Genomic DNA, 19,298 nt, shown 5'->3' with positions numbered 1-19,298 from the left:
GCATACGCCGTCCTAGTCCGCGTGGACCCCGGGTGCGTACTTCGGGACCCGGAAGCTGACCCGCGTCCCGGCCCCGACCGCAGTCTCGACGACGAGCCCGAACTCGTCGCCGTAGACCTGGCGCAGCCGGGCGTCGACGTTGCCGAGGCCCACGGAGTCGGCGCGCGACTGGCCGTCGAGGATGCGCTGGACGAGGTCCGGCGAGGTCCCGACACCGTCGTCCTCGATGGAGATCTCGGCCTCGGACCCCTGGTCGGACGCCGTGATCGTCACGTGGCCGACGCCCTCCTTGGTGGCGAGACCGTGACGAACCGCGTTCTCCACCAACGGTTGCACCGCGAGATAGGGCACGTGCACCGGCAGCACCTCGGGCGCGATGAGGAGGGAGACCTGGAGGCGGTCACCGAACCTGGCCTGCTCGAGCACGAGGTAGCGCTCGACGTTGCGCAGCTCCTCGGCGAGCGTCGTGAACGGCCCACCCTGGCGCAGCGCGTAGCGGGTGAAGTCGGCGAACTCGAGCAGCAGCTCGCGCGCCCGCTCGGGGTCGGTGCGCACGAATGACGCGATGGCGCCGAGGGAGTTGTAGATGAAGTGCGGGCTGATCTGGGCGCGCAGGGCACGCAGCTCGGCCTCCATGGCGCGGGTGCGCGCGCGACCGAGCTCGGCGACGTCGAGCTCCGCCGACACCCAGCGGGCGAGCTCGCCGGTGGCCTGGGCCAGGCCGGCTGACGCCGTCGGTGCGTATGCCGTGAGCGTCCCCACGACGCGTTCGTCGGCGATGAGCGGGGCGGTGACGGCGGACCGGATGGGGCAGTCGGGGTCGCTGCAGGTGATCTCGCCACCGGCGAGCACGGTGGACGCCCCCGAGGTGCGGGTCGCCGCGGCGTGCCCGTGCGCGTCGCCGGAGTGGTGGTCGCCTGGGCCGGTCCAGGCCAGGAGCCCCGAGGCGTCACAGATCGCCACGGACCTGGCGCCGAGGATCGCGAGCAGGTGCTTGCCGGCGCGGTCGGCTCCCTCAGGGGTGAGCCCGTCGGCGAGGTGGCGCGAGGCGAGCGAGGCGGTGTGCAGCGTCGCGTAGGTCACCCGGTCGACCGTCGACAGGAAGCCGCGACGCCGGCCGCGCCCCGCGAGCCACACGCCCAGGCCGAGCAGCAGCATCGCCCCCGCCACGACCACGGCGGTGGGGACGTGGAAGGACGGCGACATGCCGCGAGCCTAGGCGTTGGCCGGGCACCGGTCGGGGCTTGTGTGACGAGTCGGGACTCCACGACAAGGCGACCCGTCACACACCCCCCGACTCGTCGGCACACGGTCGACATACGCTCGGCGCATGACTGAGTTCGACGATGTCCTGCACCTCTCCGACGGCGTCGCCGAGCTCCCCGACGGGTGGGTCATCGGCGAGGCGGTCAACGGGGGAGTCCTCATGGCGCTCGCCACCCGGGCCGCCGCAGAGGCGATGCGGGCGGAGGGCAGCTCGACCGACGCCGTCGCCTTCAGCGCGACCTTCCTCGCCGCCGCCCAGCCGGGACCGGCGACCGTCGAGACCCAGATCCTGCGCCTCGGCCGCTCGTTCTCCACCGCCGAGGTCACGGTGAGCCAGGACGACAAGGTGCGCCTGCGGCATACGGCGACGTTCGCCGACCTCGACGCCCACAGCGACCCCGTCCACCTCCAGGAAGCGCCTCCCGAGCTGCCCGACCCGGAGCAGTGCGTCCCGGCCGCCCGGGGTGGTTTCGCCGAGAAGATCGCGTTGCTCGACCGCATCGACCTGCGCATCGACCCTGCCACCGTCGGGTGGGCCGTGGGCCAGCCGGCGCGGGACGGCGAGATGCGGGCCTGGATCCGGTTCGCCGACGGCCGGGAACCCGATGTGGCGTCGCTGCCGTTCTTCCTCGACGCGATGCCACCGGTGACGTTCACCTTCGGCGCGCTCGGGTGGGCACCGACGATCGCCTTCTCCGGGCACATCCGCTCACGCCCCGCGCCGGGATGGCTGCGGATGCGGATCACGACCCGCAACGTCATCGGCGGCCTCTTCGAGGAGGACGCCGTCGTGTGGGACTCGCGCGACCGTGTCGTCGCGCAGTCTCGCCAGCTCGCAGGCGTACGTATGCCGGCCGCCCCCGACAGCGCGACGGGCGAATGACGTTGTCGGACACCCCTGCTCAGCTCACGTCGGCCGTCAACGCCCTCGCCTCCCTGCCCGGCATGCCCGAGAAGATCGACGCCGCCCGGCAGGCCTGCACCCAGCTGCGCTGGCACAACGCGCTGCGCCGACGCATCCCCGAGGCCGCTGCGGAGTCACGGGTGCGCGGTGCCTGGGCCAGCGGTGAGCTCGACGGTGCCCGCCTGTCCGTCGACATCGTCCGCGACCTCATGCGCGGCGCGGTCACCTGGCACGACGACCCCGACCCGGTCGAGCAGGTCATGCGCGGCGTCGTCGCTGCCACCGCCGAGACCGAGCGCCTGGGCTTCGTCGTCCTCACCGCACCGATGCAGGCGCTCGCCCGGCTCCACACCGCGGCCGCGGCCGGACTCGTCCCCGACGACGAGCTGGGTCGGCCACGACGTGACGGTGAGGACTGCCGCGAGTTCGTCGAGATCGGCCCGGCGCCACCCGCCACCGAGGCGCGCGAGCGGCTGCTGCGCGTCGTCGACCTCCTGGCCAGCGCCTCGACCCTGCCCGTGCCCGTCGTCGCCGGCCTCGCCCACGCCGAGATCGTCACCGCGCGACCCTTCACCCGCGGCAACGGCGTGGTCGCGCGCGCCCTTGAGCGCGCCGTCATCCAGGCCGGTGGCCTCGACCCGACCGGGGTCGCCGTCCCCGAAGCCGGGCACGGCACGGGAGGTGGGCCGGCCTATCTCGGTGGGCTCACGGCATACACCCGCGGTGACGCCGCAGGCGTCGGTCTGTGGCTCACGCACTGCTGCGACGCGATCGTCGCTGGCGCCGCCGAAGGTGAGTCGATCGCCGACGCGGTGCTCGCCGGCCGACTGACCTGACGAAATGTCAAGTCTTGTGGCGCAGTCCGTGGGGGAGTAGACAGGACCTGTCGGGCAGGCCTTGCGGAACCACCCGAGATCCCGGATCAACCGCGAGACGCACCAGGTACCCACGCGAGGGCAGTCCACTGATGGACCGGTCCGTTCGGGCTTGACCCGATACGACGGCAAAGGAAACGCACGCTTGGTCGCCCGACACGCTCGCGGCGGATGACGCCCCCTCCCCCCGGGGGCGTCATCGTCGTCGGGGTGGTCCTCGGTGCGTGACCGGGTGGTAGTTGAATGGTCATTTGGTGCGAGTTTCAACGTTCACCTTGCGTGTGGACGATGGATCAGCAACGATGGAGTCATCGCTCCCCTTCGGGGTAGTAGCGACGGGTGGTCCGGCCTCTCCCCCCCGGGGCTCGGCCCGCCCGACGGCCCCGGTCATCCCCCCGACCGGGGCCGTCGCCTGTCCCCGGGCAGTTCGGTTCCGCGGCTGTCCACAGGGCAGGTATGCCGGGTGCCCCTGTCCACAGATCGGCTCGACGAGGTGGTGCGCGGCCGGGTCCTCCGGCGACGGTCGGGGCATGACTTCCTCCTCCTCTCCTCTCGCGACTCCGCTCGTCGTGGTGCTCGGAGCCAGTGGCGGCCTGGGTGCGTCGACCTGGGCGGCGGCGCTGGCGCGGCGCGTGTCCCTGCACCTGGGCGAATGCGTCCTCGTCGACGGTGACGTCCGCGGCGGTGGCCTCGACATGACGTGCGGCACGGAGCACGTGCCCGGTCTGCGCTGGCCCGACCTGGCGCGGCTGCGTGGGACGACGTCGTGCGCGCGGCTGGTCGCTGCCCTGCCGCGTGGTGAGGTGCCGGTGCTGTCGGCGGGCGGGCGCGGTGGAACCGTCCCTGACTCGGTGGTGCTCGACGTCGTCGCGTCGATGCGCGGTGTGGTGCCCGTCGTCGTGGACCTCCCCCGACTCACCTCCGTGGCGGAGTCGCTCATCGGCGGGGCTGAGGCCGTCCACGTGGTGTCGGGGTTGCAGGCCCGCCAGCTCGCCGACACGGAGGCCCTGATCTGCGATGTCGGCGAGATGGCCGGTGCACGCCTCGGGTTGGTGACCCGCTCGTCCGGTGGCATCGCACCCGAGCTCGACGAGGTCCTCGAGCACCTGGGCGCCGCCCATCTCGCGCACCTGCGCACCGACGCCAGAGTGCTCCGTGACGGCAAGCGTGGTGAGTGGCCTGGCCTGCGAGGAGCACTGCGGGAGAGCGCAGACCGGGTAGTTCTCGACCTCGTCGACCATCTTGGGGTGGGCGCGGCATGAGCGGGGGTGCGGGGGTGCAGGCCGGGGCGTCGCGGTGGCCGGGCATCGAGGAGGCGATCCGTGCGGGTCGCGGACCCGATGCGTCGGCGATCGCCGGAGTCACCGGAGAGGTCGTGGAGCTCGGTGTCGAGGGCGCCGCCATCGAGGGGGCGCTGCTGCGGGAACAGGTCCTGGGCTTCGGGCCGCTGGAGCCGTGGATCACGCAGGCCTCGGTGACGGACGTGCTCGTCAACGGGGACGGCGCGGTCTGGGTCGACCGGGGCGGGGGAGTCGAGGAGACCGGGGTGAGGCTGGACGCCGCGGCCGCCCGGGCGCTGGCCACGCGGCTCGCGGGACTGGCCCGCCGACGGCTCGACGAGGCGCAGCCGTGGGTCGACGGTGTGTTACCCGGTGGGGTGCGGCTGCACGCGATCCTGCCGCCGCTCGCCGAGTCCGGCACGCACCTCAGCCTGCGGGTGCCACGGCACCAGCCGGTGGGCGTCGACGGGCTCGTCCGGCTGGGAGCCGTGGGAGGCGAGCTCGCGGACGTGCTGCGCCGGGTCGTCGCGGCCCGGGCGTCGTTCGTCGTGGTCGGTGGCACGGGGGCGGGCAAGACGACCGTGCTCGGGGCGCTCCTGTCCGAATGCGCGCCGGATGAGCGCATCGTCGTTGTCGAGGACGTCAGGGAGCTCGCTCCGGCACATCCCCACGTCGTCCGTCTCCAGGGCCGCATGCCCAACGTCGAGGGCGTCGGCGCGGTGACCATGGTCGACCTGGTGCGGCAGGCCCTCCGCATGCGCCCCGACCGGCTCGTCGTCGGCGAGGTCCGGGGTGCCGAGGTGCGCGAGATGTTGGCGGCCCTCAACACCGGCCACGACGGTGGTGCCGGCACGGTGCACGCCAACGGCCTCGAGGAGCTGCCCGCGAGGCTGGAGGCTCTGGGGGCCTTGGCCGGGCTCGGCCGCGAGGCGGTCCATGCGCAGCTGCGGGGCGCGATCCAGGTCGTCATCGACGTCGCGCGTGTCGGTCCGGTGCGCTTCGTGCGAGGAGTCGGCGTGACTCGCTGGACCGGGTCGGAGGTCGTGGTCGACGAGGCGCACGTGGTGACGGGGGCGCCGGGAGGTGGTGCTTTCGCGATGCGTCGCGGGCCCGGAGCCGCTCAGCTCGACATCCTCCTCAGGGCGGCTGATGGGTTGCCCGACGGCGTGGCGCCGGATCTTGGTCGTCGGGACGTCGCATGACCACGCTGCTGGTCCTGCTGCTGGTCATGGCGATCCTCGTCTGGCCGCGGGGTCGTCCGGTGCCGCGGACCAGCTGGCCGGCCGGGGGCGTCGGACCTGCCCCTCGCCCCGGCGCCCTGCCCGTGAGGGTGCGTGCCATGCTGTCGCGGGAGGTGCGGTTCCTCCGGGAGCGCCGGGGATGGGTGGCCGACTTCGCCGAGCTGTCGGCGGTGGGCCTCGATGCCGGGCTCCCAGCCGCAGAGGCGGCCCGGCTCGCCTGCGAGGTGGGAGGCTCGGCCGCCAGGAGCGCAGAGTTCGCCGATCTGGCTGCTCGCATCGCCGACGCTCAGGCGCACGGGGGCGGGGTGGGCGACTGCCTGCGTGAGGCTGCCGACGGTGACCGCGACCTCGCCTTCCTCGCCGCCGCCTGGCAGCTGACCGACGAGTTCGGTGTCGCTGCTGCACCGGCTGCACGCGTGTCTGCCGCAGTGCTCCGTGAGCGCACGGCCAGCGACGACAGGCGCACGGTCCTCGCAGCCGGTCCACGGGCCTCGATGTGGCTCCTCACCCTGCTGCCGCTCAGTGGACCCCTTGTCGCCGTGGTGCTCGGGTTCCCGGTGGCCGAGGTCTATGGGTCCACGACCGCCCTCGCGGCCGCGACGGTTGGCCTGGGGCTCACCGGCCTCGGGTGGTTCTGGTCCCGGACGGTCCTGCGGCGAGCCCTGCGACCATCGGAGATCTCGTGACCCCGCTCGTCGTCGCCCTGACGTGCCTCACGCTGGCGTGTCTGCTGTGGCCGCCGGGACGGAAGTCGTTGGCCATCCCTCCAGGAGAACCCGGCCCGACCACGGACCCCACCGGCTCGTCGGCTGACGCTACGGCCGGGTCGGCAGAGGGCCTGACCATCCCCGCGGACGGCGCGACCGCCCCGGTGCATGGCGAGGCCTCCCCGGTGGATGGCGCCACAGTGACCGTCGACGAGGCGGCTGACGCCCTGGTGCTCTGTGCGCTCGCGATGCGCGCCGGGCTTGGCCCGGTCGAGGCCCTCGAAGCGGTGGCCGGCCAGGTCCACGGTCCGGTGGCGCACCACTTGCGGGTCGTCGCGAGCGCGCACCGATGGGGCCAGGACGCCGCCACGGCGTGGCGTCATGTGGGGGAGGCGTGGCGTCCCGCAGCCCTCGCCTGGCAGGCCGCCGAACGCTCCGGCGCTGCACCGGCCGGGGTCGTCCTGGCCGCGGCCGAGCGGATGCGCCGCGAGGAGGCGTCACGGGTCGAGGCAGGAGTCCAGCGAGCGGGAGTGCTCCTCGTGCTGCCCCTCGGCGCGTGCTTCCTGCCCGGGTTCGTCGGAACGACCGTGGTGCCCGTCGTCCTTCATCTGGCCAGGTCGAGCCTGGGCGCATCGTGAGGGGTGGGGTAGCCCTCCTGTGCAGGGAGCATGGCCGGCACGAACCATCTTCAGCCCAGCTTCTCGAGAAGCTCATCGGTTCGTCGCCCTGCGACCTACGTTCGCAGCAGAGAGACATGGGGACATGCCTCCATGAGCCCTGCCCGGCCGACGTGGTCGTGGCGATCGCCACACAGCATCTCTGGTCTCGAGGACCGGGATGACGAGGAGCCTCGACATGAGCACCATGACCACCGTCGCCCGGAGCGGGGCTGCCCTGTGCGCCGCCGGAATGCTGAGCCTGGGCCTCGCCACCACGGCCACCGCCGAGCCCATCGACAACACCAACTCGGTCGACTACTGGGAGGCCTTCCTCGAGGACGAGGGATTCGTGAACCCCGTCTGCGAGAAGGACGACACCGGTCTCGACAGCAGCGCCTGGGTCTCGGACGGCGACTACCTGATCGTCGTCCTCAAGGCTGGTTCCGGCGACGACGAGAACACCGTCTTCGGCATCGACGAGGACGACGACTTCGTCGGGGTCGAAGAGGGTGAGGAGCTCGACGAGCTCCGGCAAGGAGATCTCGCACATCATCACCTGCGACGCCGACAAGGAGACCGAGACGCCCGACCCGACTCCCTCGACGCCCGGTGAGCCGAGCGGCCCGATCGTCGAGACCGACATCGTCGAGTCCGGCACCAGCACCACGCCGATCGCCCTTGGAGGCGCTGCGCTGCTCGCCGGTGTCGGCGCCTCGGTCCTGGTTGTCCGCCGCAAGGGACAGCACTGATCTCTCGAGAGCGGAGGAGCGTGACGTCGAGCCACGTGGCTGAGCGCCCTCGGCTGCCGGTGGGGCTCCACGGTTCCACCCGCTTCTCGTCTGCCCGCGCGATGGCTGTGCGAGGTGGTGTCGGCCTGAGCCTGCTCGCCGCGGTGGCCCTGACCCAGGGCTGCGCTCGTGACACCGAGCCTCCGTCTGCGGCGACCCGTTCCGTCGCGCAGACCGCATCGCCCGGGACCTCGACTCCGATGACCTTCTCCGCTCCGACGATCGACGTCAGCGGCACTCTCACGCGCACCTCAGCCGTCAACGGAGTCGTCAACCCGCCGCCGGGAGTGCTGGCGTGGATCACAGGCTACGACCGGGTCCAACCCGGTGAGGTAGGGACGGCGGTCATCGCCGGCCATGTCGTCGACGGCAGGCAGGACGACGTCTTCGCGAACCTCAAGGACATCAAGCACGGTGCCGCGGTCACGGTGGTCGATGCCCGGGGCAAGCCGGTGGTCTACACGGTCACGTCCACGCGGGTGGCGACCAAGGAGGAAGTGAGCCGCGACAGGGCGGTCTGGGGCGCGAACGGGTCGGTTCGCCGGATCGCGCTCATCACCTGTGACGACGACGACGGATTCCGCGCTGACGGTCACCGCGTCGCGAACTTCGTCGCCATCGCCGAGGCTCGCTGACACGGCTCGCTCGTCCACAGGCAGCTGTGTGGACCGCGGTCGTCCACAGATGTCGATGACGCTGTCGTACTCCCACGTGAAGTGCGCTGGACTCGTTCCGAGGCGGGGACAGGCCCCGCACTGATCGAGGAGATCCGCTGTGACACAGGCTCTTTCGCGCCGTTGGGTGCGCATCAAGGAATCGGCTGAGGCCGGCATGACCACCGCCGAGTATGCCGTGGGCACGCTCGCAGCATGTTCGCAGCGTACTTCTCAGTCACCATTCGGCCAAGCCGCCAAGTCGGTAGGTACCGGCCGACCGTCCCGCCTGCTGGCCGTGGGCACGCATAGTCGGCCGAGGCCCCGACACGACCGGGGCCAAGCGTCTTCGGCGACGAGGTCACATCGTGGGGCCGAGACGGGGTCGCGATACGCGATCGAACATGCGTTCGAACCGCTAGCATGGATCCATGGGTGACAAGTCGGGGATCGAGTGGACCGAGGCAACCTGGAACCCCGTCACTGGATGTGACCGGGTCTCTCCCGGTTGCGACCATTGCTATGCCCTGACGTTGTCCAAGCGCCTCAAGGCGATGGGCGCCCCGAAGTACCAGAACGACGGAGACCCTCGAACCAGCGGTCCGGGCTTCGGCGTGACCACGCACCCTGCCGCACTCGAGCAGCCCAAAAGGTGGCGCACACCCAAGGTTGTGTTCGTCAACTCGATGAGTGACCTGTTCCACGCGCGGGTGCCTACGCCGTTCATCCGCGAGGTGTTCGACGTCATGGCCGCCACGCCACGCCACACCTACCAAGTGCTTACGAAGCGACCTCGTAGAGCCCTTCGGCTCGCCGACGGCCTCCCTTGGCCGGACAACGTGTGGCTGGGTGTGTCCGTCGAGACCGCGAAGTACTTCGACCGTGTCGACGCACTCCGGGAGGTCCCCGCGAAGGTGCGGTTCCTGTCCTGCGAACCGTTGCTCGGGCCACTGGGTGGGATCAACCTCGGTGGGATCGGATGGGTCATAGCTGGTGGCGAGTCCGGCCCGAATTACCGCCCTATGGAGGTCTCGTGGGCTCGGGGTATTCGCGATGACTGCGTCGCGGCCGAGGTCCCGTTCTTCTTCAAGCAGTGGGGAGGCCGCACCCCGAAAAATCTGGGGCGTGAACTCGACGGTCGCTTGTGGGACGAGATGCCCACGGCTGTCGTCGGTTAGCCGTGGGTCGAAGGCCGGCGGTGAACCGTGCCCTTGTGGTAGTCCCGCGTGACGTCGCGCTTCAGCACCACGCGACGGAGATCGAGTTCGTCCCATGCCTGTCGGACATGAGTTTCGCGCGCCAACCCTAGGGTGCTCCCGTAGACCGCGACCATCTCTGTGCCGAGGTTGACGAACGGGCGTTCTCCGAGGAGTACCTCGAGGTTGTCAGCAATGGTGTCGACCCACTCGGCTTCGAGGGCGATTTCTTGAGCTTCCCAAGCCTGGAAGCTTGGCCCGTCGCATCAAGGCACGGTTGTCCTCTTCGGTGCCGAACAGCGACTCTTCGATCGGGATCTTGCTGAGCTCTCGTTCGAGGTCCTCTTCCAGGCACGCTTGGCGCCACTCACGGTTGGCCTTCGAGGCGCTGTCGTTGAACTTCCACGGTGCCGCGTCGTGACGGTAGAAGAGGGTCAGGATGAACAGTGGCTCATGCCCGGGTCGACGACGGATCGGGACTTTGAACGAATGAAAGTTGGTCGCGTCGTGCACCCGCCGGCAGAACTCGTCGACGACGTGCATCGCTGCGACGGCTGCAGTCGAGGTGTCGCGTACCCGGCGGAAGTCTTCACGCCACCAACGGTCTCCAAGGAACCCATCAACATGCGACAGGGTTTTCTCGGCCCCAGGGGGCCTCTGTTCCTCCGGGACACGCAGAAACCCACCTATGCGCCGAACACTCTCGACGTTGATGTTGAGCAGCACCTCGGTCTTCAGCTTGGCCGGTCGACCGAGGAGCACTTCGGTCAAGACGCGGTAGCTCAGCCCAACGCCGAAGGGGTCCAGCAAGGTCAGCATGGGGGCGTCGCCGGCCTCTCGAACGTTCGCGGCGGCCCACTGTTCTACTTCGCCCACATCCGCATCCCACTGCACCTCGGCGCCGGCGGCCTCCGTCAACGTTCGATGGAGTTCGGTGTGTGTGTCCATGTCCTCTTCACTGAACATGAGTCGCACCTTGCGAAACGCCTTGATCCGCTGGGCGGTCTCCACGAGCAGCAGGGGTGACCCCTTGGAACCGTCCTCGTACCGGCCGGGACCAGCGTAGGCGTCGTAGAGGACAACCTCGGCCTCTCTGTATCCGGCCATGGAGGCAAAGATGGTCGGGTAGCGGCTCACCACGCCGTGTTTCAGCACGGCGGCGGCTTGCTTACGCGTGAAGAAGTCCTCGGTCGCGGTCATGCGAATTGCCTATTACGGTTAGGTAGCAACGGCGCCCGTTCCCGCCCCATGGGCCCCCTGATCTTCGACATCTACACCCTCTGCCTAGGTTGCGCGGTCGCTCACGAACGTTGCGAGTGCACGTCACACTGACATATCCGGGGGGCGACCGCTGGCCGATGGCTGCTAGGACGCAAAAGTGGGCCTTCGCGTGCGCGGCATAACTCACCGGGTGCGGGCAGGCTCAGGTCCGCGCGGCAGCACGACCATGCTCGAAACGACGTCGACCCAGGTGCAATACTCACCGACCTGTCGCTGCTGGTGCAGGCGGACGGCGACGGACTGGGGACTGGTCTGGTCGGTCATGGCGGCCGCTCAGCCTCTGAGTGGGTGCCACAACCACTAGCTCCGGCCGGTCAGGCAACTCGTAGCTTGGACCTGCCAGAGCCAGTCGAAGGCTGTCGTTGATAAAACTCTCAACCAAGTCCACCCATCCGAGGGCCTGATTCCGGGCGGACAGAATAAGCGGCACTGCTGCCACCCCAGTCACTGCTCGAATGACTCCGACCAAGCACAAGAGCTTTGTGGCCGTTCGTGAGGCCGCGACGGCGGCGGCGAACGCCGCGAACCTGCCGACAGACGCCAAGGTCGCCGCCACAGTCATCGCAGCCCCCGAGGTCGTGTGGCGGTAAGAGGACCGAGAAGACGTCGCCAGTCGGGGGCGGCCTGAATCTGCGCACTGGTGGAGAAGTGTCGTGCCAACGGGGCGCGAGTCGACCTGACCCAGCCATAGGGTGTTGCCGACATGCGCAAACCCGACTCACTCACCGATCCCACAGCCTTGCGTCTCGCCCGCACACGCAAGGGCCTGACCCAGCACGAGCTGGCGCGCCTGATTGGCGTGGCCGGCGGCGAGCGGGTCTCCCGCTGGGAGCTGGGCACCTCCGAGCCGAGACCTGACGTTCTCGTTCGCCTGGCCGAGGTGTTGGACGTCGAGACCGCAGTCCTCCTCACCCCACCGACGCGGGGGCAGGACCTTCGTCGTCTGCGCACTCTCGCCGGGCTCAGTGCGCGGCAACTTGCCGATCAAGCCCATCTCTCACTGGCCAGCGTCCAAAGATGGGAAGCCGGCCGTCTTCAACACCTGCCGCCCGAGACCGCACTGGCCCGCATCGCAGAAGCAGTGAAGGCGACTCCTGCCGCGGTGGCGGACGCCCTAAACCAGGCACGACGCTCCACACGCGACCCCCTCGGCTAGCCACGCTCGATCATGCGCCATAGGTGCATTTGTGGTGCCATAGAGCGGTAAGACAACGAACAGCAGGGGGGAGCCCTGTTGCGGGGCGAGGGCTTATGACGATGACCAACACGACCCACCGGTGCGGCGACATCGGTGGCGCTATGCGCTGCAAGTGCACTAGTGTGATCGCATCGATTCCCCGTAGTCTGACCGCCCAAAGGACGTTCGCGGCTTAAGCCCATGGAGATCTAGGAGTGGAACACGATGACGAAGTTTCGTAAGAACGGGCGCTTGGTCCCGGTGGTTCTGCTTCTGACCGGGACCTTGGGCCTGTCTGCCTGCAGCCCGGATGAGCCCTCACCGCCCACCTCGACCTCTCCGACTACCTCAACGTCGACGACGAGCACTCCGAGTTCATCGCCAACGAGCTCAGAGACAGTCGAGCAGCGCAATGCGAGGTTGGCCGGCGAGTCCGTAGTTGCCTTCTGGGCAAAGCAGGACGAGTTGGCCGCGAATCCTCAGGCATCACTCACTGAGCTCTCGGCCGTGGCGCGGGGTCAGGCGTTGGCACAGTGGCAGCGCAACCTGACCATCATGAGGGGCAAGGGTACGAAAACGGTAGGGCGGGTGACGGTGGAAACGTCCCCTGGAGTCCTCGATGCGAAGACCAAGCTCTACGAGGTCACCGCCTGTGTGGACGTCAGCAAGGTGAACGTCGTGGACAAGGACGGCAAGTCCGTTGTCACAGCAGAACGTCCGCCCCGGACTCGATACCCCTACAAGGTCGAGCAAGACGGTGATCAGTTCTTTGTCGTGGAGGATTTGCTCAAGGGGAGACCATGCTGAGCGGGGGCGTCAAAGTCGCGCTTGTCTTGATGGCGGTTCTGTTTTCGACTGATGGTGTGGCGATCGCGTCCCCACCAGTTGAGTGCACGCGCGACCCGTACACCGGGCAATGCATCATCGTCGTGACCGAACCAGAAAACCCGGGCACGGGCACCGGCCTGGGTACGGGCACAGGCACAGGCGCAGGCACCGTGCAAAAGTGCATGTGGGCGGAGGAAGAAATTCCTTGCAAGAGCGAGCACGGGTACTGGAGCAACCAGAATCTTTGCTACGTCAGTGACTCAAAGGCGACCTACCCTCCTGCGCACCCCCTTTGGCAAGGCAACTACCCCGACGGGGGAATCTACCTCTGCTACAACCCGTGGCTCTCCGGTGTCGTGGGCTATGACTTCTGGTCCCTCGCCCCTCCTGGCGGTCCCGCTGCACCTCCAGACCCTCGGGTGCTTGCCCGGCAGGCGATCGCGATGATGAATCTAAGCGCAGTGCAGATCGGCATCGTCCCGGAGGGTCGCCCGGGTCGGATCGGTGTGGTCGGGATGCCGACATGGATGTGGGTCGACGCCCCCAGCGACAGCACCATTGGACCGATCACCCGGACTGCGTCCGCAGGTGGTTTCAGTGTGACGGCCACAGCGAAGGTCACGAAGACGGTGTGGAAGATGGGCGACGGCACATCCGTGACTTGCACCGGTCGCGGGACGCCTTACGCCGATAAGTACGGCAAGAAGAGTTCTCCAACGTGCGGGCACACCTACACCCGCCAGGGGCGCTATGCCGTTACGGCAACGAGTTACTGGACGGTGGCGTGGGCCGGGATCGGGCAGAGCGGAACCATCCCGTTGGACTTCTCGAGGACGACCAACATCGCCATGGGCGAAAGCCAGGTGTTGAGCCAATGAGCAAGGGGGCAAAGATGGCCACGATGGTTGACCGTGCGCAGGAGGCACCAGTGGAGAAGGGTGGTCGGCGTCGGCGTGGTGAGCTGGATCCGGTCTCGGAGGTTGCACCCGCACCGAAGCTGCGACGCCGGCCGGCGTTGATCGCGGCTTCGGTGGCGACGGTCTGCTTGGGCGCCCTGCTGGGTGCATGGGCATGGTCGTCGACAAGTAACGCGCAGCATGTTGTTGCGGTTCGCAGCACGGTTGAGCGCGGCGAGGTGATCGTGCGTGAGGACCTCATGACCGTGCGTGTGGGTGTCGATCCGGCGTTGAAGACGATCCCGGGCGAAGACCTGGCTGGACTGGTTGGGAGGCGAGCGACGATGGATCTCGCTGAGGGCAGTCTGCTGACCGCCGCTGCGGTGGCGCCTGGCCAAACGATCCCGCCCGCAGGGAAATCCATTGTCGGTGTCGCGCTTCCTGCGTCCCTGCTGCCGGGGGAGCCGCTGCGTTCGGGTGACACGGTGAGGGTTGTTGCCACCCCGGGGCAGGAGGGTGAGGTTACGGAGGGCAAGCAGGTTGAGATCGAGGCCACGGTGGTGGGTCTGCACCCTGGGGCCGATCAGGGTAAGACGGTCGTGGCCGTGGAAGTCCCCGAGGCTGTGGCCGGTGAGCTGGCTGCGCGAGCGGCCACGGGCAAAGTAGCCCTCGTGCTCGACAGTCGGGAGCGGTGAAGTCATGGCTCTGATCGTCCTGGTATCAGCCTCTGCCTCTCCGGGTGTCACTGCGACGGCCGTCGGCCTGGCTGTGACATGGCCCCGTCCGGTTTTACTCCTGGACGCAGACCCGACAGGTGGTTCAGCGATCCACGCGGGCTACCTGCGTGGGATGGTTCCCCCGGCCGATTCGTTGCTCGACCTTGCGCTGGCCAACCGTCACGGGCATCTGGTCGAGGCCATCTCGGAGACGTCAAGCCCGATCGAAGGCACGCAGGTCTCGCTGATTTCAGGGATCCGGTCACACGCTCAAGCACCGACTCTGACAGGGCTGTGGAATCCGCTGGCGGCCGCGCTGAAGTCGCTTGAGCGCACCGGGCAGGACGTCATCGTCGACGCGGGCCGGTTGGGGCTGGTCGGCTCTGCAGAACCACTGATGTATGCCGCCGATCTCTGCCTGCTCACCACACGATCTGACCTGGTCTCCCTGTCGGGCGCAAGGTCCTGGGCGGCAACCCTGCGGGACGGGTTCGAGCGCACAGGTGGCCTGTCGTCCTTGGGTGTCTTGATGGCCGGTGTAGGGGACCCGTACTCGGCGCGCGAGGTCCGTAAGGTCCTGCAGCTGCCGGTGACCGCCTGCCTGGCGTGGGATCCCGACGCGGCCGCAGTGTTCGCCAAGGGCGCCAAAGCGCCCAAGAAGTTCGACTCGTCACCGCTCGTGCGCAGCCTGCGAGCCGCACAGACCGCGATCACCGCCACAGTCACGGCCAACCGTGCGGACCTCACCGTCCAACCCGTTGGGAGTTCGCGATGACCCAGGACGCGGACTGGACCGGCTCCCATAACCCGGGCGATCCGACGGCCTTGCCCATTTTCGGAGAGCCCGCTCCTCTGCGACGCGGCAGGGTCCGTGGCACGTTCTCGATGACGCCTCAGGACGAAGCCGCAGACACCGAATCGCATGAGGAGCAGCCCAGGGAGCCCACATCGCTGCGTCGTGCGGCAGAGCGACGTGGAAGCGAACTGGACTGGGACCTCATCGCGACGCTGCGGCAACAGGCGTCGGAGCGGCTGAGCACAGCGTTGGGGGAGGACCGGGCACACATGCCGCGCGACGTGCAGCGCGAACGTGGGCGCGCCATCATCCTCGAGTTGCTCAACGACGAGTCCGCCGCACGGATGACGGCAGGGCAGGACTCGTGGACGCTCGCCGAGCAGGGACAGATGGCCAAGGCCCTCGACGACGCCCTGTTCGGGTTGGGCCGTTTGCAGCCGCTCGTCGATGACGACCTCGTGGAGAACATCATCATCGCTGGGTCACAGTCGGTGTGGCTCGAGTACAGCGACGGACGACTCGTGCGAGGACCCGCAGTCGCGACGAATGACCAGGAGTTGATCGACTTCCTGGTCTTCCTCGCGTCACGGTCGGAATCCAACCCACGCCCCTTCTCTGAGGCACAACCACGCCTGCACATGCGGCTGGACGGCGGTGCCCGGCTCGCGGCCACCGCGTGGGTTCACCCATACCCCTCAGTAGTGATTCGCCGCCACCGCCTGCGCCAGGTGACGTTGGGCGATCTGGTTGAGCGCGGAACCTTGACCGTCACCGCCGCATCCTTCCTGTCAGCTGCTGTCAAAGCCGGGAAGAACATCGTGGTCTCGGGTGCACAGGGTGCAGGCAAGACCACGTTGGTGCGGGCCCTGTGCGCCGAGATTCCCCGTCGCGAGATCATCGGCACGTTCGAGACCGAATACGAATTGTTCTTGCACGAGCTGAAGGAACAGCACGACATCGTCTTCCCTTGGGAGGCCAGGCCCGGGTCGGGGGAGCGTGGCGCAGACGGTCGGCAGGCGGGCGAGGTCACCTTGTCCGAATGCCTCGTCGACAGCTTCCGGTTCAACCTGAGCCGCCAGATTGTAGGCGAAGTGCGCGGGCCGGAGATCTTGGCGATGTTCAAGGCGATGGAATCCTCCAACGGCTCGATCAGCACCACTCACGCCCGCAACGCAGTCGGCGCACTTGGCAAACTCGTCACCTGCGCCCTCGAGGCCGGCCCGCAGATCACCTACGACTACTCGATCCGCCAGATCGCGGCCAACGTCGACATCGTGGTCCACGTCCACCTGGACAAGAGCCCCATCGGTGACGACGCCTATCAGCTCGCACGGTGGGTCGAGGAGATCATCACCGTGGCGCCTGGCGAGAGGGAAACGGGTTACTCCTCCCAGACCGTGTTCAAGACCAAGCCCGGTCGCCGCGAGGCGGTGCCCTCAGTGATGCCCGATGAGTACCGCGACCTCGAGCTGTGGGGCTTCGACCTCAACGCCTTCTACGCCCAGAACGGGGAAGCTGCGTCATGACACCGCTCGTCCCCGCGCTGGCCGCCGCACTGATCGTCGCCGGTGCGATCGGCGTGCTCGTCGGTGTGCGTGGCACACCCGAGAAGGCGGCCGCACCAACCCGAAGGAGGCTGCCCGGGATGGCACGAGTCCAGTCGATGACCAAGCGCTCCCAGAAGCTGCTCCTCGTCGGGGCTGGCGTCGGCCTCCTGGTGGCCATCCTCACCGGGTGGGTCGTGGCGGTCATCCTTGTTCCTGCCCTCATCGCAGGCCTGCCCTGGCTGCTGTCATCGCCAGAAGCCAACGACAAGATCGAACGCCTTCAAGCAATGGAGGAATGGACCCGGTCCCTCTCCGGGATCTTGACCGCCGGCGCGGGCCTCGAGCAGGCCCTCATCGCGACCCTCCGTTCGACACCCGACGAGATCCGCCCCGAAGTGGCGCGCCTGGCCTCCCGGCTGCGCGCCCGGTGGTCCACGGAGGACGCACTGCGGGCCTTCGCCGACGAGGCCGACGACGCCACCGGCGATCTGATCTCCGCAAACCTCATCCTCGCCGCCCGGCGCCGCGGCGCCGGCCTCGCGGCCGTCCTGGAAGCACTGGCGGAGTCCGTTGCCGCCGACGTCCGGGCCCGCCGAGAGATCGAGGCCGACCGGGCCAAGCCACGAGCGACAGCGCGAGCCGTCACCTTCATCACCCTGGGAGTGCTCGGGTTCCTGGCCCTCAACGGCGACTACATCGAGCCGTACCGGTCCCCCCTTGGGCAGATGATCCTTCTCACCCTGCTGGCCCTCTACGTCGCCACGTTGATCTGGATGAAGCGGATGGCGATCGGCGGCAAACTGCCTCGCTTCATCGGGGCGGCCGCGAAGGAGGCGGCGAACTGATGCTGACCGGACTGCAGTTGGCGATCACCGGAGGTGCGTTGCTCGGTCTCGGCGCGGTCTTCCTACTGTGGCGCCTGGCTCCGGCAGACCCCGACCTGGGCCAGGCATTGGAACGGCTCTCACCACGCGCCACGACAGGCGAGCCCGGCGAGGCCTCGACCACGGCCACGGACTCGCGTGACCGGCTCGGCCGCTGGGGGATGAAGACACTCCCCGCGGGAACCTGGGGAAAGGCGCCCGTCAAGGAACTGGCTCTCCTGCGGATCCCGCTCAGCCGGTTCTACGGGGAGAAGATCCTGTTCGCCCTGCTGGGACTGACGATCCCCCCGCTGTTTGGGCTCATGCTGGCCACCATCGGCCTGGGTCTGCCGATCATCCTTCCTGTCGCTGCGTCATTGGCCTGCGCGGTGGCGTTCTTCTTCCTCCCGGACTACAACGCCCGCGATGACGCCAAGAAGGCCCGCGTCGAGTTCAACTGGGCGCTGGGTGCCTACATCGAGCTCGTTGCCTTGGAGCGCAACAGCGGCTCCGGTCCTCGACAGGCGATGGAACTGGCAGCGGAAGTGGGCGACAGCTGGGTGTTTCGCCGCCTCGGGGAAGAGCTCGCCCGGACGCGGTGGTCAGGGGTGACGCCCTGGGAGGCGCTACACAACCTGAGCGACGAACTCGGACTGCCCGAACTCGATGACTTCGCGGACATCATGCGGCTCTCGGGTGAAGAGGGTGCCCAGATCTACACCAGCCTGCGAGCCCGATCAGCCGGGATGAGAGCAGCCATGCTCAACGCCGAGCAGACCAAGGCGAACGAGAGCAGCGAACAGATGTCGATACCGATGAGCGCGCTCGGCGTCATCTTCCTCGCCATCCTCGTCGCACCCTCCCTCCTCAGACTGATGGAGGGGTCCTGAACCTGTTCACGTCACCGATAGCAACCAAGCTTTTAAGCCGTCCAACCAGGGCCGGCACAACCACAGAAGGGGAGAGCCGCATGCACTATCTGGCCGCAGTTCTACACACGTTGGGCGTCACCGCGTCCGATCACGCAAGCAAGCGCATCAAGGGCGATCCGGAGCGCGGATCCGTGACCTTGGAACAGATCCTGTGGGGCGTGGCCCTCGCGGCCCTCGCGGCCGCTGTTGTGGCCGTCATCAGGACCTTCGTCATGGGTAAGGCCGGCCAGCTCGGCACATGATGTCGCCTCGCTCCTTCCGTTTGCCTCACCCCTTCGTGGGGTCGGGGCAAAACGAGCGTGGCTCGGGGTCGATCCAAAACGTCATCTTGTTGCCGCTGGTGTTCAGTGTGATGTTCCTGGGTCTTCAAGGCGCCCTGCACTACCACGCCCGAACGGTCGCTATCGCGGCCGCGCAGGAAGGCGCGCGAGCAGCAGGAGCTGAAGGGGGCTCAGGTGGGGACGGTTCCGCCGCAGCCTCGAGCTTCGTCGCCGACGCGGGAGGCTCGGACGTCATCAGAGGGGTCAGGATCACCAGTCAACGCTCTGCCACGAACGCCACGGTCACGGTGACAGGGAGGCCACTCACCGTGATTCCCGGTTGGGGACTCATGGTCAGACAATCGGCCACCGTCCCCGTAGAAAGGGTCACCGGATGAGGTCGGGCAAAGGAGGACGCGAGCGAGGGTCAGCG

The 19,298-nt window shown here is 68.3% G+C and carries 24 protein-coding genes; 21 read left to right on the top strand and 3 right to left on the bottom strand.

What is annotated here, in order from left to right:
• Positions 1-12: 12 nt before the first annotated feature.
• Positions 13-1,206 carry a sensor histidine kinase gene (locus tag ACZZ98_RS05605; RefSeq protein ID WP_463515318.1) on the bottom strand — a complete coding sequence of 398 codons (1,194 nt, stop codon included), beginning with the start codon at positions 1,204-1,206 and terminating at the stop codon, positions 13-15.
• 124 nt (positions 1,207-1,330) lie between these two features.
• Here ACZZ98_RS05605 and ACZZ98_RS05600 point away from each other — a divergent pair, with 124 nt between their 5' ends.
• The 10 genes from ACZZ98_RS05600 (at position 1,331) to ACZZ98_RS05555 (ending at position 9,551) form a co-directional block, all read left to right on the top strand.
• The gene (locus tag ACZZ98_RS05600; protein WP_463515317.1) at positions 1,331-2,149 is read left to right on the top strand and encodes a thioesterase family protein; all 819 of its coding nucleotides are present in this window, start codon (positions 1,331-1,333) and stop codon (positions 2,147-2,149) included.
• Entirely contained in the window at positions 2,146-3,006 is an 861-nt protein-coding gene (locus tag ACZZ98_RS05595) for a Fic family protein (RefSeq protein ID WP_463515316.1), read from the top strand. The genes ACZZ98_RS05600 and ACZZ98_RS05595 overlap by 4 nt, the downstream gene beginning before the upstream one ends.
• Positions 3,007-3,575: 569 nt before the next feature.
• A complete protein-coding gene (locus ACZZ98_RS05590; protein WP_463515315.1) occupies positions 3,576-4,307 on the top strand; it encodes a CpaE-like family protein in 732 nt (243 codons plus the stop codon).
• Positions 4,304-5,527, top strand: a complete 1,224-nt coding sequence (locus tag ACZZ98_RS05585) for a TadA family conjugal transfer-associated ATPase (protein ID WP_463515314.1) — start codon at positions 4,304-4,306, stop codon at positions 5,525-5,527. Before ACZZ98_RS05590 ends, ACZZ98_RS05585 begins: the two co-directional genes overlap by 4 nt.
• Positions 5,524-6,252: a type II secretion system F family protein gene (locus ACZZ98_RS05580; RefSeq protein ID WP_463515313.1), complete on the top strand. Its 729-nt coding sequence runs from the start codon at positions 5,524-5,526 to the stop codon at positions 6,250-6,252. The genes ACZZ98_RS05585 and ACZZ98_RS05580 overlap by 4 nt, the downstream gene beginning before the upstream one ends.
• Positions 6,249-6,911 (top strand): type II secretion system F family protein, encoded by a 663-nt coding sequence (locus ACZZ98_RS05575; RefSeq protein ID WP_463515312.1) that lies wholly within the window; start codon positions 6,249-6,251, stop codon positions 6,909-6,911. The genes ACZZ98_RS05580 and ACZZ98_RS05575 overlap by 4 nt, the downstream gene beginning before the upstream one ends.
• 217 nt (positions 6,912-7,128) lie before the next feature.
• Entirely contained in the window at positions 7,129-7,545 is a 417-nt protein-coding gene (locus tag ACZZ98_RS05570) for a hypothetical protein (RefSeq protein ID WP_463515311.1), read from the top strand.
• A gap of 156 nt (positions 7,546-7,701) precedes the next feature.
• Positions 7,702-8,355, top strand: coding sequence for a class F sortase (locus ACZZ98_RS05565; protein WP_463515310.1), 654 nt, complete (start codon positions 7,702-7,704; stop codon positions 8,353-8,355).
• A gap of 139 nt (positions 8,356-8,494) precedes the next feature.
• Positions 8,495-8,812, top strand: a complete 318-nt coding sequence (locus ACZZ98_RS05560) for a DUF4244 domain-containing protein (protein ID WP_463515309.1) — start codon at positions 8,495-8,497, stop codon at positions 8,810-8,812.
• Complete coding sequence (locus ACZZ98_RS05555) at positions 8,805-9,551, top strand: DUF5131 family protein (protein ID WP_463515308.1); 747 nt, start codon at positions 8,805-8,807, stop codon at positions 9,549-9,551. Before ACZZ98_RS05560 ends, ACZZ98_RS05555 begins: the two co-directional genes overlap by 8 nt.
• Before the next feature lie 207 nt (positions 9,552-9,758).
• Here ACZZ98_RS05555 and tcmP read toward each other — a convergent pair whose 3' ends face one another.
• Positions 9,759-10,769, bottom strand: coding sequence for a three-Cys-motif partner protein TcmP (gene tcmP / locus ACZZ98_RS05550; RefSeq protein ID WP_463515307.1), 1,011 nt, complete (start codon positions 10,767-10,769; stop codon positions 9,759-9,761).
• A gap of 204 nt (positions 10,770-10,973) precedes the next feature.
• Entirely contained in the window at positions 10,974-11,114 is a 141-nt protein-coding gene (locus tag ACZZ98_RS05545) for a hypothetical protein (protein WP_463515306.1), read from the bottom strand.
• Positions 11,115-11,305: 191 nt separating this feature from the next.
• On the opposite strand from ACZZ98_RS05545, the gene ACZZ98_RS05540 reads away from it, so the two are divergent.
• The 11 genes from ACZZ98_RS05540 (at position 11,306) to ACZZ98_RS05490 (ending at position 19,263) form a co-directional block, all read left to right on the top strand.
• On the top strand, positions 11,306-11,440 hold the full coding sequence (locus ACZZ98_RS05540; protein WP_463515305.1) for a hypothetical protein: 135 nt from the start codon (positions 11,306-11,308) through the stop codon (positions 11,438-11,440).
• Positions 11,441-11,553: 113 nt separating this feature from the next.
• Positions 11,554-12,006, top strand: coding sequence for a helix-turn-helix transcriptional regulator (locus tag ACZZ98_RS05535; protein WP_463515304.1), 453 nt, complete (start codon positions 11,554-11,556; stop codon positions 12,004-12,006).
• Between the two features lie 441 nt (positions 12,007-12,447).
• Positions 12,448-12,834, top strand: coding sequence for a hypothetical protein (locus ACZZ98_RS05530; protein WP_463515303.1), 387 nt, complete (start codon positions 12,448-12,450; stop codon positions 12,832-12,834).
• Positions 12,828-13,733 (top strand): hypothetical protein, encoded by a 906-nt coding sequence (locus tag ACZZ98_RS05525; protein WP_463515302.1) that lies wholly within the window; start codon positions 12,828-12,830, stop codon positions 13,731-13,733. Before ACZZ98_RS05530 ends, ACZZ98_RS05525 begins: the two co-directional genes overlap by 7 nt.
• A 14-nt stretch (positions 13,734-13,747) precedes the next feature.
• On the top strand, positions 13,748-14,446 hold the full coding sequence (locus tag ACZZ98_RS05520; RefSeq protein WP_463515301.1) for an SAF domain-containing protein: 699 nt from the start codon (positions 13,748-13,750) through the stop codon (positions 14,444-14,446).
• Between the two features lie 154 nt (positions 14,447-14,600).
• Positions 14,601-15,242: a hypothetical protein gene (locus ACZZ98_RS05515; RefSeq protein WP_463515300.1), complete on the top strand. Its 642-nt coding sequence runs from the start codon at positions 14,601-14,603 to the stop codon at positions 15,240-15,242.
• Positions 15,239-16,789: a CpaF family protein gene (locus tag ACZZ98_RS05510; RefSeq protein ID WP_463515299.1), complete on the top strand. Its 1,551-nt coding sequence runs from the start codon at positions 15,239-15,241 to the stop codon at positions 16,787-16,789. Before ACZZ98_RS05515 ends, ACZZ98_RS05510 begins: the two co-directional genes overlap by 4 nt.
• Positions 16,786-17,655: a type II secretion system F family protein gene (locus ACZZ98_RS05505; RefSeq protein ID WP_463515298.1), complete on the top strand. Its 870-nt coding sequence runs from the start codon at positions 16,786-16,788 to the stop codon at positions 17,653-17,655. The genes ACZZ98_RS05510 and ACZZ98_RS05505 overlap by 4 nt, the downstream gene beginning before the upstream one ends.
• Positions 17,655-18,563, top strand: a complete 909-nt coding sequence (locus tag ACZZ98_RS05500; protein WP_463515297.1) for a type II secretion system F family protein — start codon at positions 17,655-17,657, stop codon at positions 18,561-18,563. The genes ACZZ98_RS05505 and ACZZ98_RS05500 overlap by 1 nt, the downstream gene beginning before the upstream one ends.
• A gap of 80 nt (positions 18,564-18,643) precedes the next feature.
• The gene (locus tag ACZZ98_RS05495; RefSeq protein WP_404380283.1) at positions 18,644-18,847 is read left to right on the top strand and encodes a hypothetical protein; all 204 of its coding nucleotides are present in this window, start codon (positions 18,644-18,646) and stop codon (positions 18,845-18,847) included.
• Entirely contained in the window at positions 18,844-19,263 is a 420-nt protein-coding gene (locus ACZZ98_RS05490) for a TadE/TadG family type IV pilus assembly protein (protein WP_463515296.1), read from the top strand. The genes ACZZ98_RS05495 and ACZZ98_RS05490 overlap by 4 nt, the downstream gene beginning before the upstream one ends.
• Positions 19,264-19,298 lie beyond the last annotated feature (35 nt).

The sequence above is a fragment of the Knoellia sp. AC549 genome (assembly GCF_979258975.1).
This window is presented reverse-complemented; position numbering and strand designations above follow the sequence as displayed.

What these genes read in the sequence shown, in the direction of transcription:
- ACZZ98_RS05605 (WP_463515318.1), bottom strand. Translation starts at nt 1,206, where the DNA reads ATGTCGCCGTCCTTCCACGTCCCCACCGCCGTGGTCGTGGCGGGGGCG.
- ACZZ98_RS05600 (WP_463515317.1), top strand. Translation starts at nt 1,331, where the DNA reads ATGACTGAGTTCGACGATGTCCTGCACCTCTCCGACGGCGTCGCCGAG.
- ACZZ98_RS05595 (WP_463515316.1), top strand. Translation starts at nt 2,146, where the DNA reads ATGACGTTGTCGGACACCCCTGCTCAGCTCACGTCGGCCGTCAACGCC.
- ACZZ98_RS05590 (WP_463515315.1), top strand. Translation starts at nt 3,576, where the DNA reads ATGACTTCCTCCTCCTCTCCTCTCGCGACTCCGCTCGTCGTGGTGCTC.
- ACZZ98_RS05585 (WP_463515314.1), top strand. Translation starts at nt 4,304, where the DNA reads ATGAGCGGGGGTGCGGGGGTGCAGGCCGGGGCGTCGCGGTGGCCGGGC.
- ACZZ98_RS05580 (WP_463515313.1), top strand. Translation starts at nt 5,524, where the DNA reads ATGACCACGCTGCTGGTCCTGCTGCTGGTCATGGCGATCCTCGTCTGG.
- ACZZ98_RS05570 (WP_463515311.1), top strand. Translation starts at nt 7,129, where the DNA reads ATGAGCACCATGACCACCGTCGCCCGGAGCGGGGCTGCCCTGTGCGCC.
- ACZZ98_RS05555 (WP_463515308.1), top strand. Translation starts at nt 8,805, where the DNA reads ATGGGTGACAAGTCGGGGATCGAGTGGACCGAGGCAACCTGGAACCCC.
- tcmP (WP_463515307.1), bottom strand. Translation starts at nt 10,769, where the DNA reads ATGACCGCGACCGAGGACTTCTTCACGCGTAAGCAAGCCGCCGCCGTG.
- ACZZ98_RS05545 (WP_463515306.1), bottom strand. Translation starts at nt 11,114, where the DNA reads ATGACCGACCAGACCAGTCCCCAGTCCGTCGCCGTCCGCCTGCACCAG.
- ACZZ98_RS05540 (WP_463515305.1), top strand. Translation starts at nt 11,306, where the DNA reads ATGACTCCGACCAAGCACAAGAGCTTTGTGGCCGTTCGTGAGGCCGCG.
- ACZZ98_RS05535 (WP_463515304.1), top strand. Translation starts at nt 11,554, where the DNA reads ATGCGCAAACCCGACTCACTCACCGATCCCACAGCCTTGCGTCTCGCC.
- ACZZ98_RS05525 (WP_463515302.1), top strand. Translation starts at nt 12,828, where the DNA reads ATGCTGAGCGGGGGCGTCAAAGTCGCGCTTGTCTTGATGGCGGTTCTG.
- ACZZ98_RS05520 (WP_463515301.1), top strand. Translation starts at nt 13,748, where the DNA reads ATGGCCACGATGGTTGACCGTGCGCAGGAGGCACCAGTGGAGAAGGGT.
- ACZZ98_RS05515 (WP_463515300.1), top strand. Translation starts at nt 14,601, where the DNA reads ATGGTTCCCCCGGCCGATTCGTTGCTCGACCTTGCGCTGGCCAACCGT.
- ACZZ98_RS05510 (WP_463515299.1), top strand. Translation starts at nt 15,239, where the DNA reads ATGACCCAGGACGCGGACTGGACCGGCTCCCATAACCCGGGCGATCCG.
- ACZZ98_RS05505 (WP_463515298.1), top strand. Translation starts at nt 16,786, where the DNA reads ATGACACCGCTCGTCCCCGCGCTGGCCGCCGCACTGATCGTCGCCGGT.
- ACZZ98_RS05500 (WP_463515297.1), top strand. Translation starts at nt 17,655, where the DNA reads ATGCTGACCGGACTGCAGTTGGCGATCACCGGAGGTGCGTTGCTCGGT.
- ACZZ98_RS05495 (WP_404380283.1), top strand. Translation starts at nt 18,644, where the DNA reads ATGCACTATCTGGCCGCAGTTCTACACACGTTGGGCGTCACCGCGTCC.
- ACZZ98_RS05490 (WP_463515296.1), top strand. Translation starts at nt 18,844, where the DNA reads ATGATGTCGCCTCGCTCCTTCCGTTTGCCTCACCCCTTCGTGGGGTCG.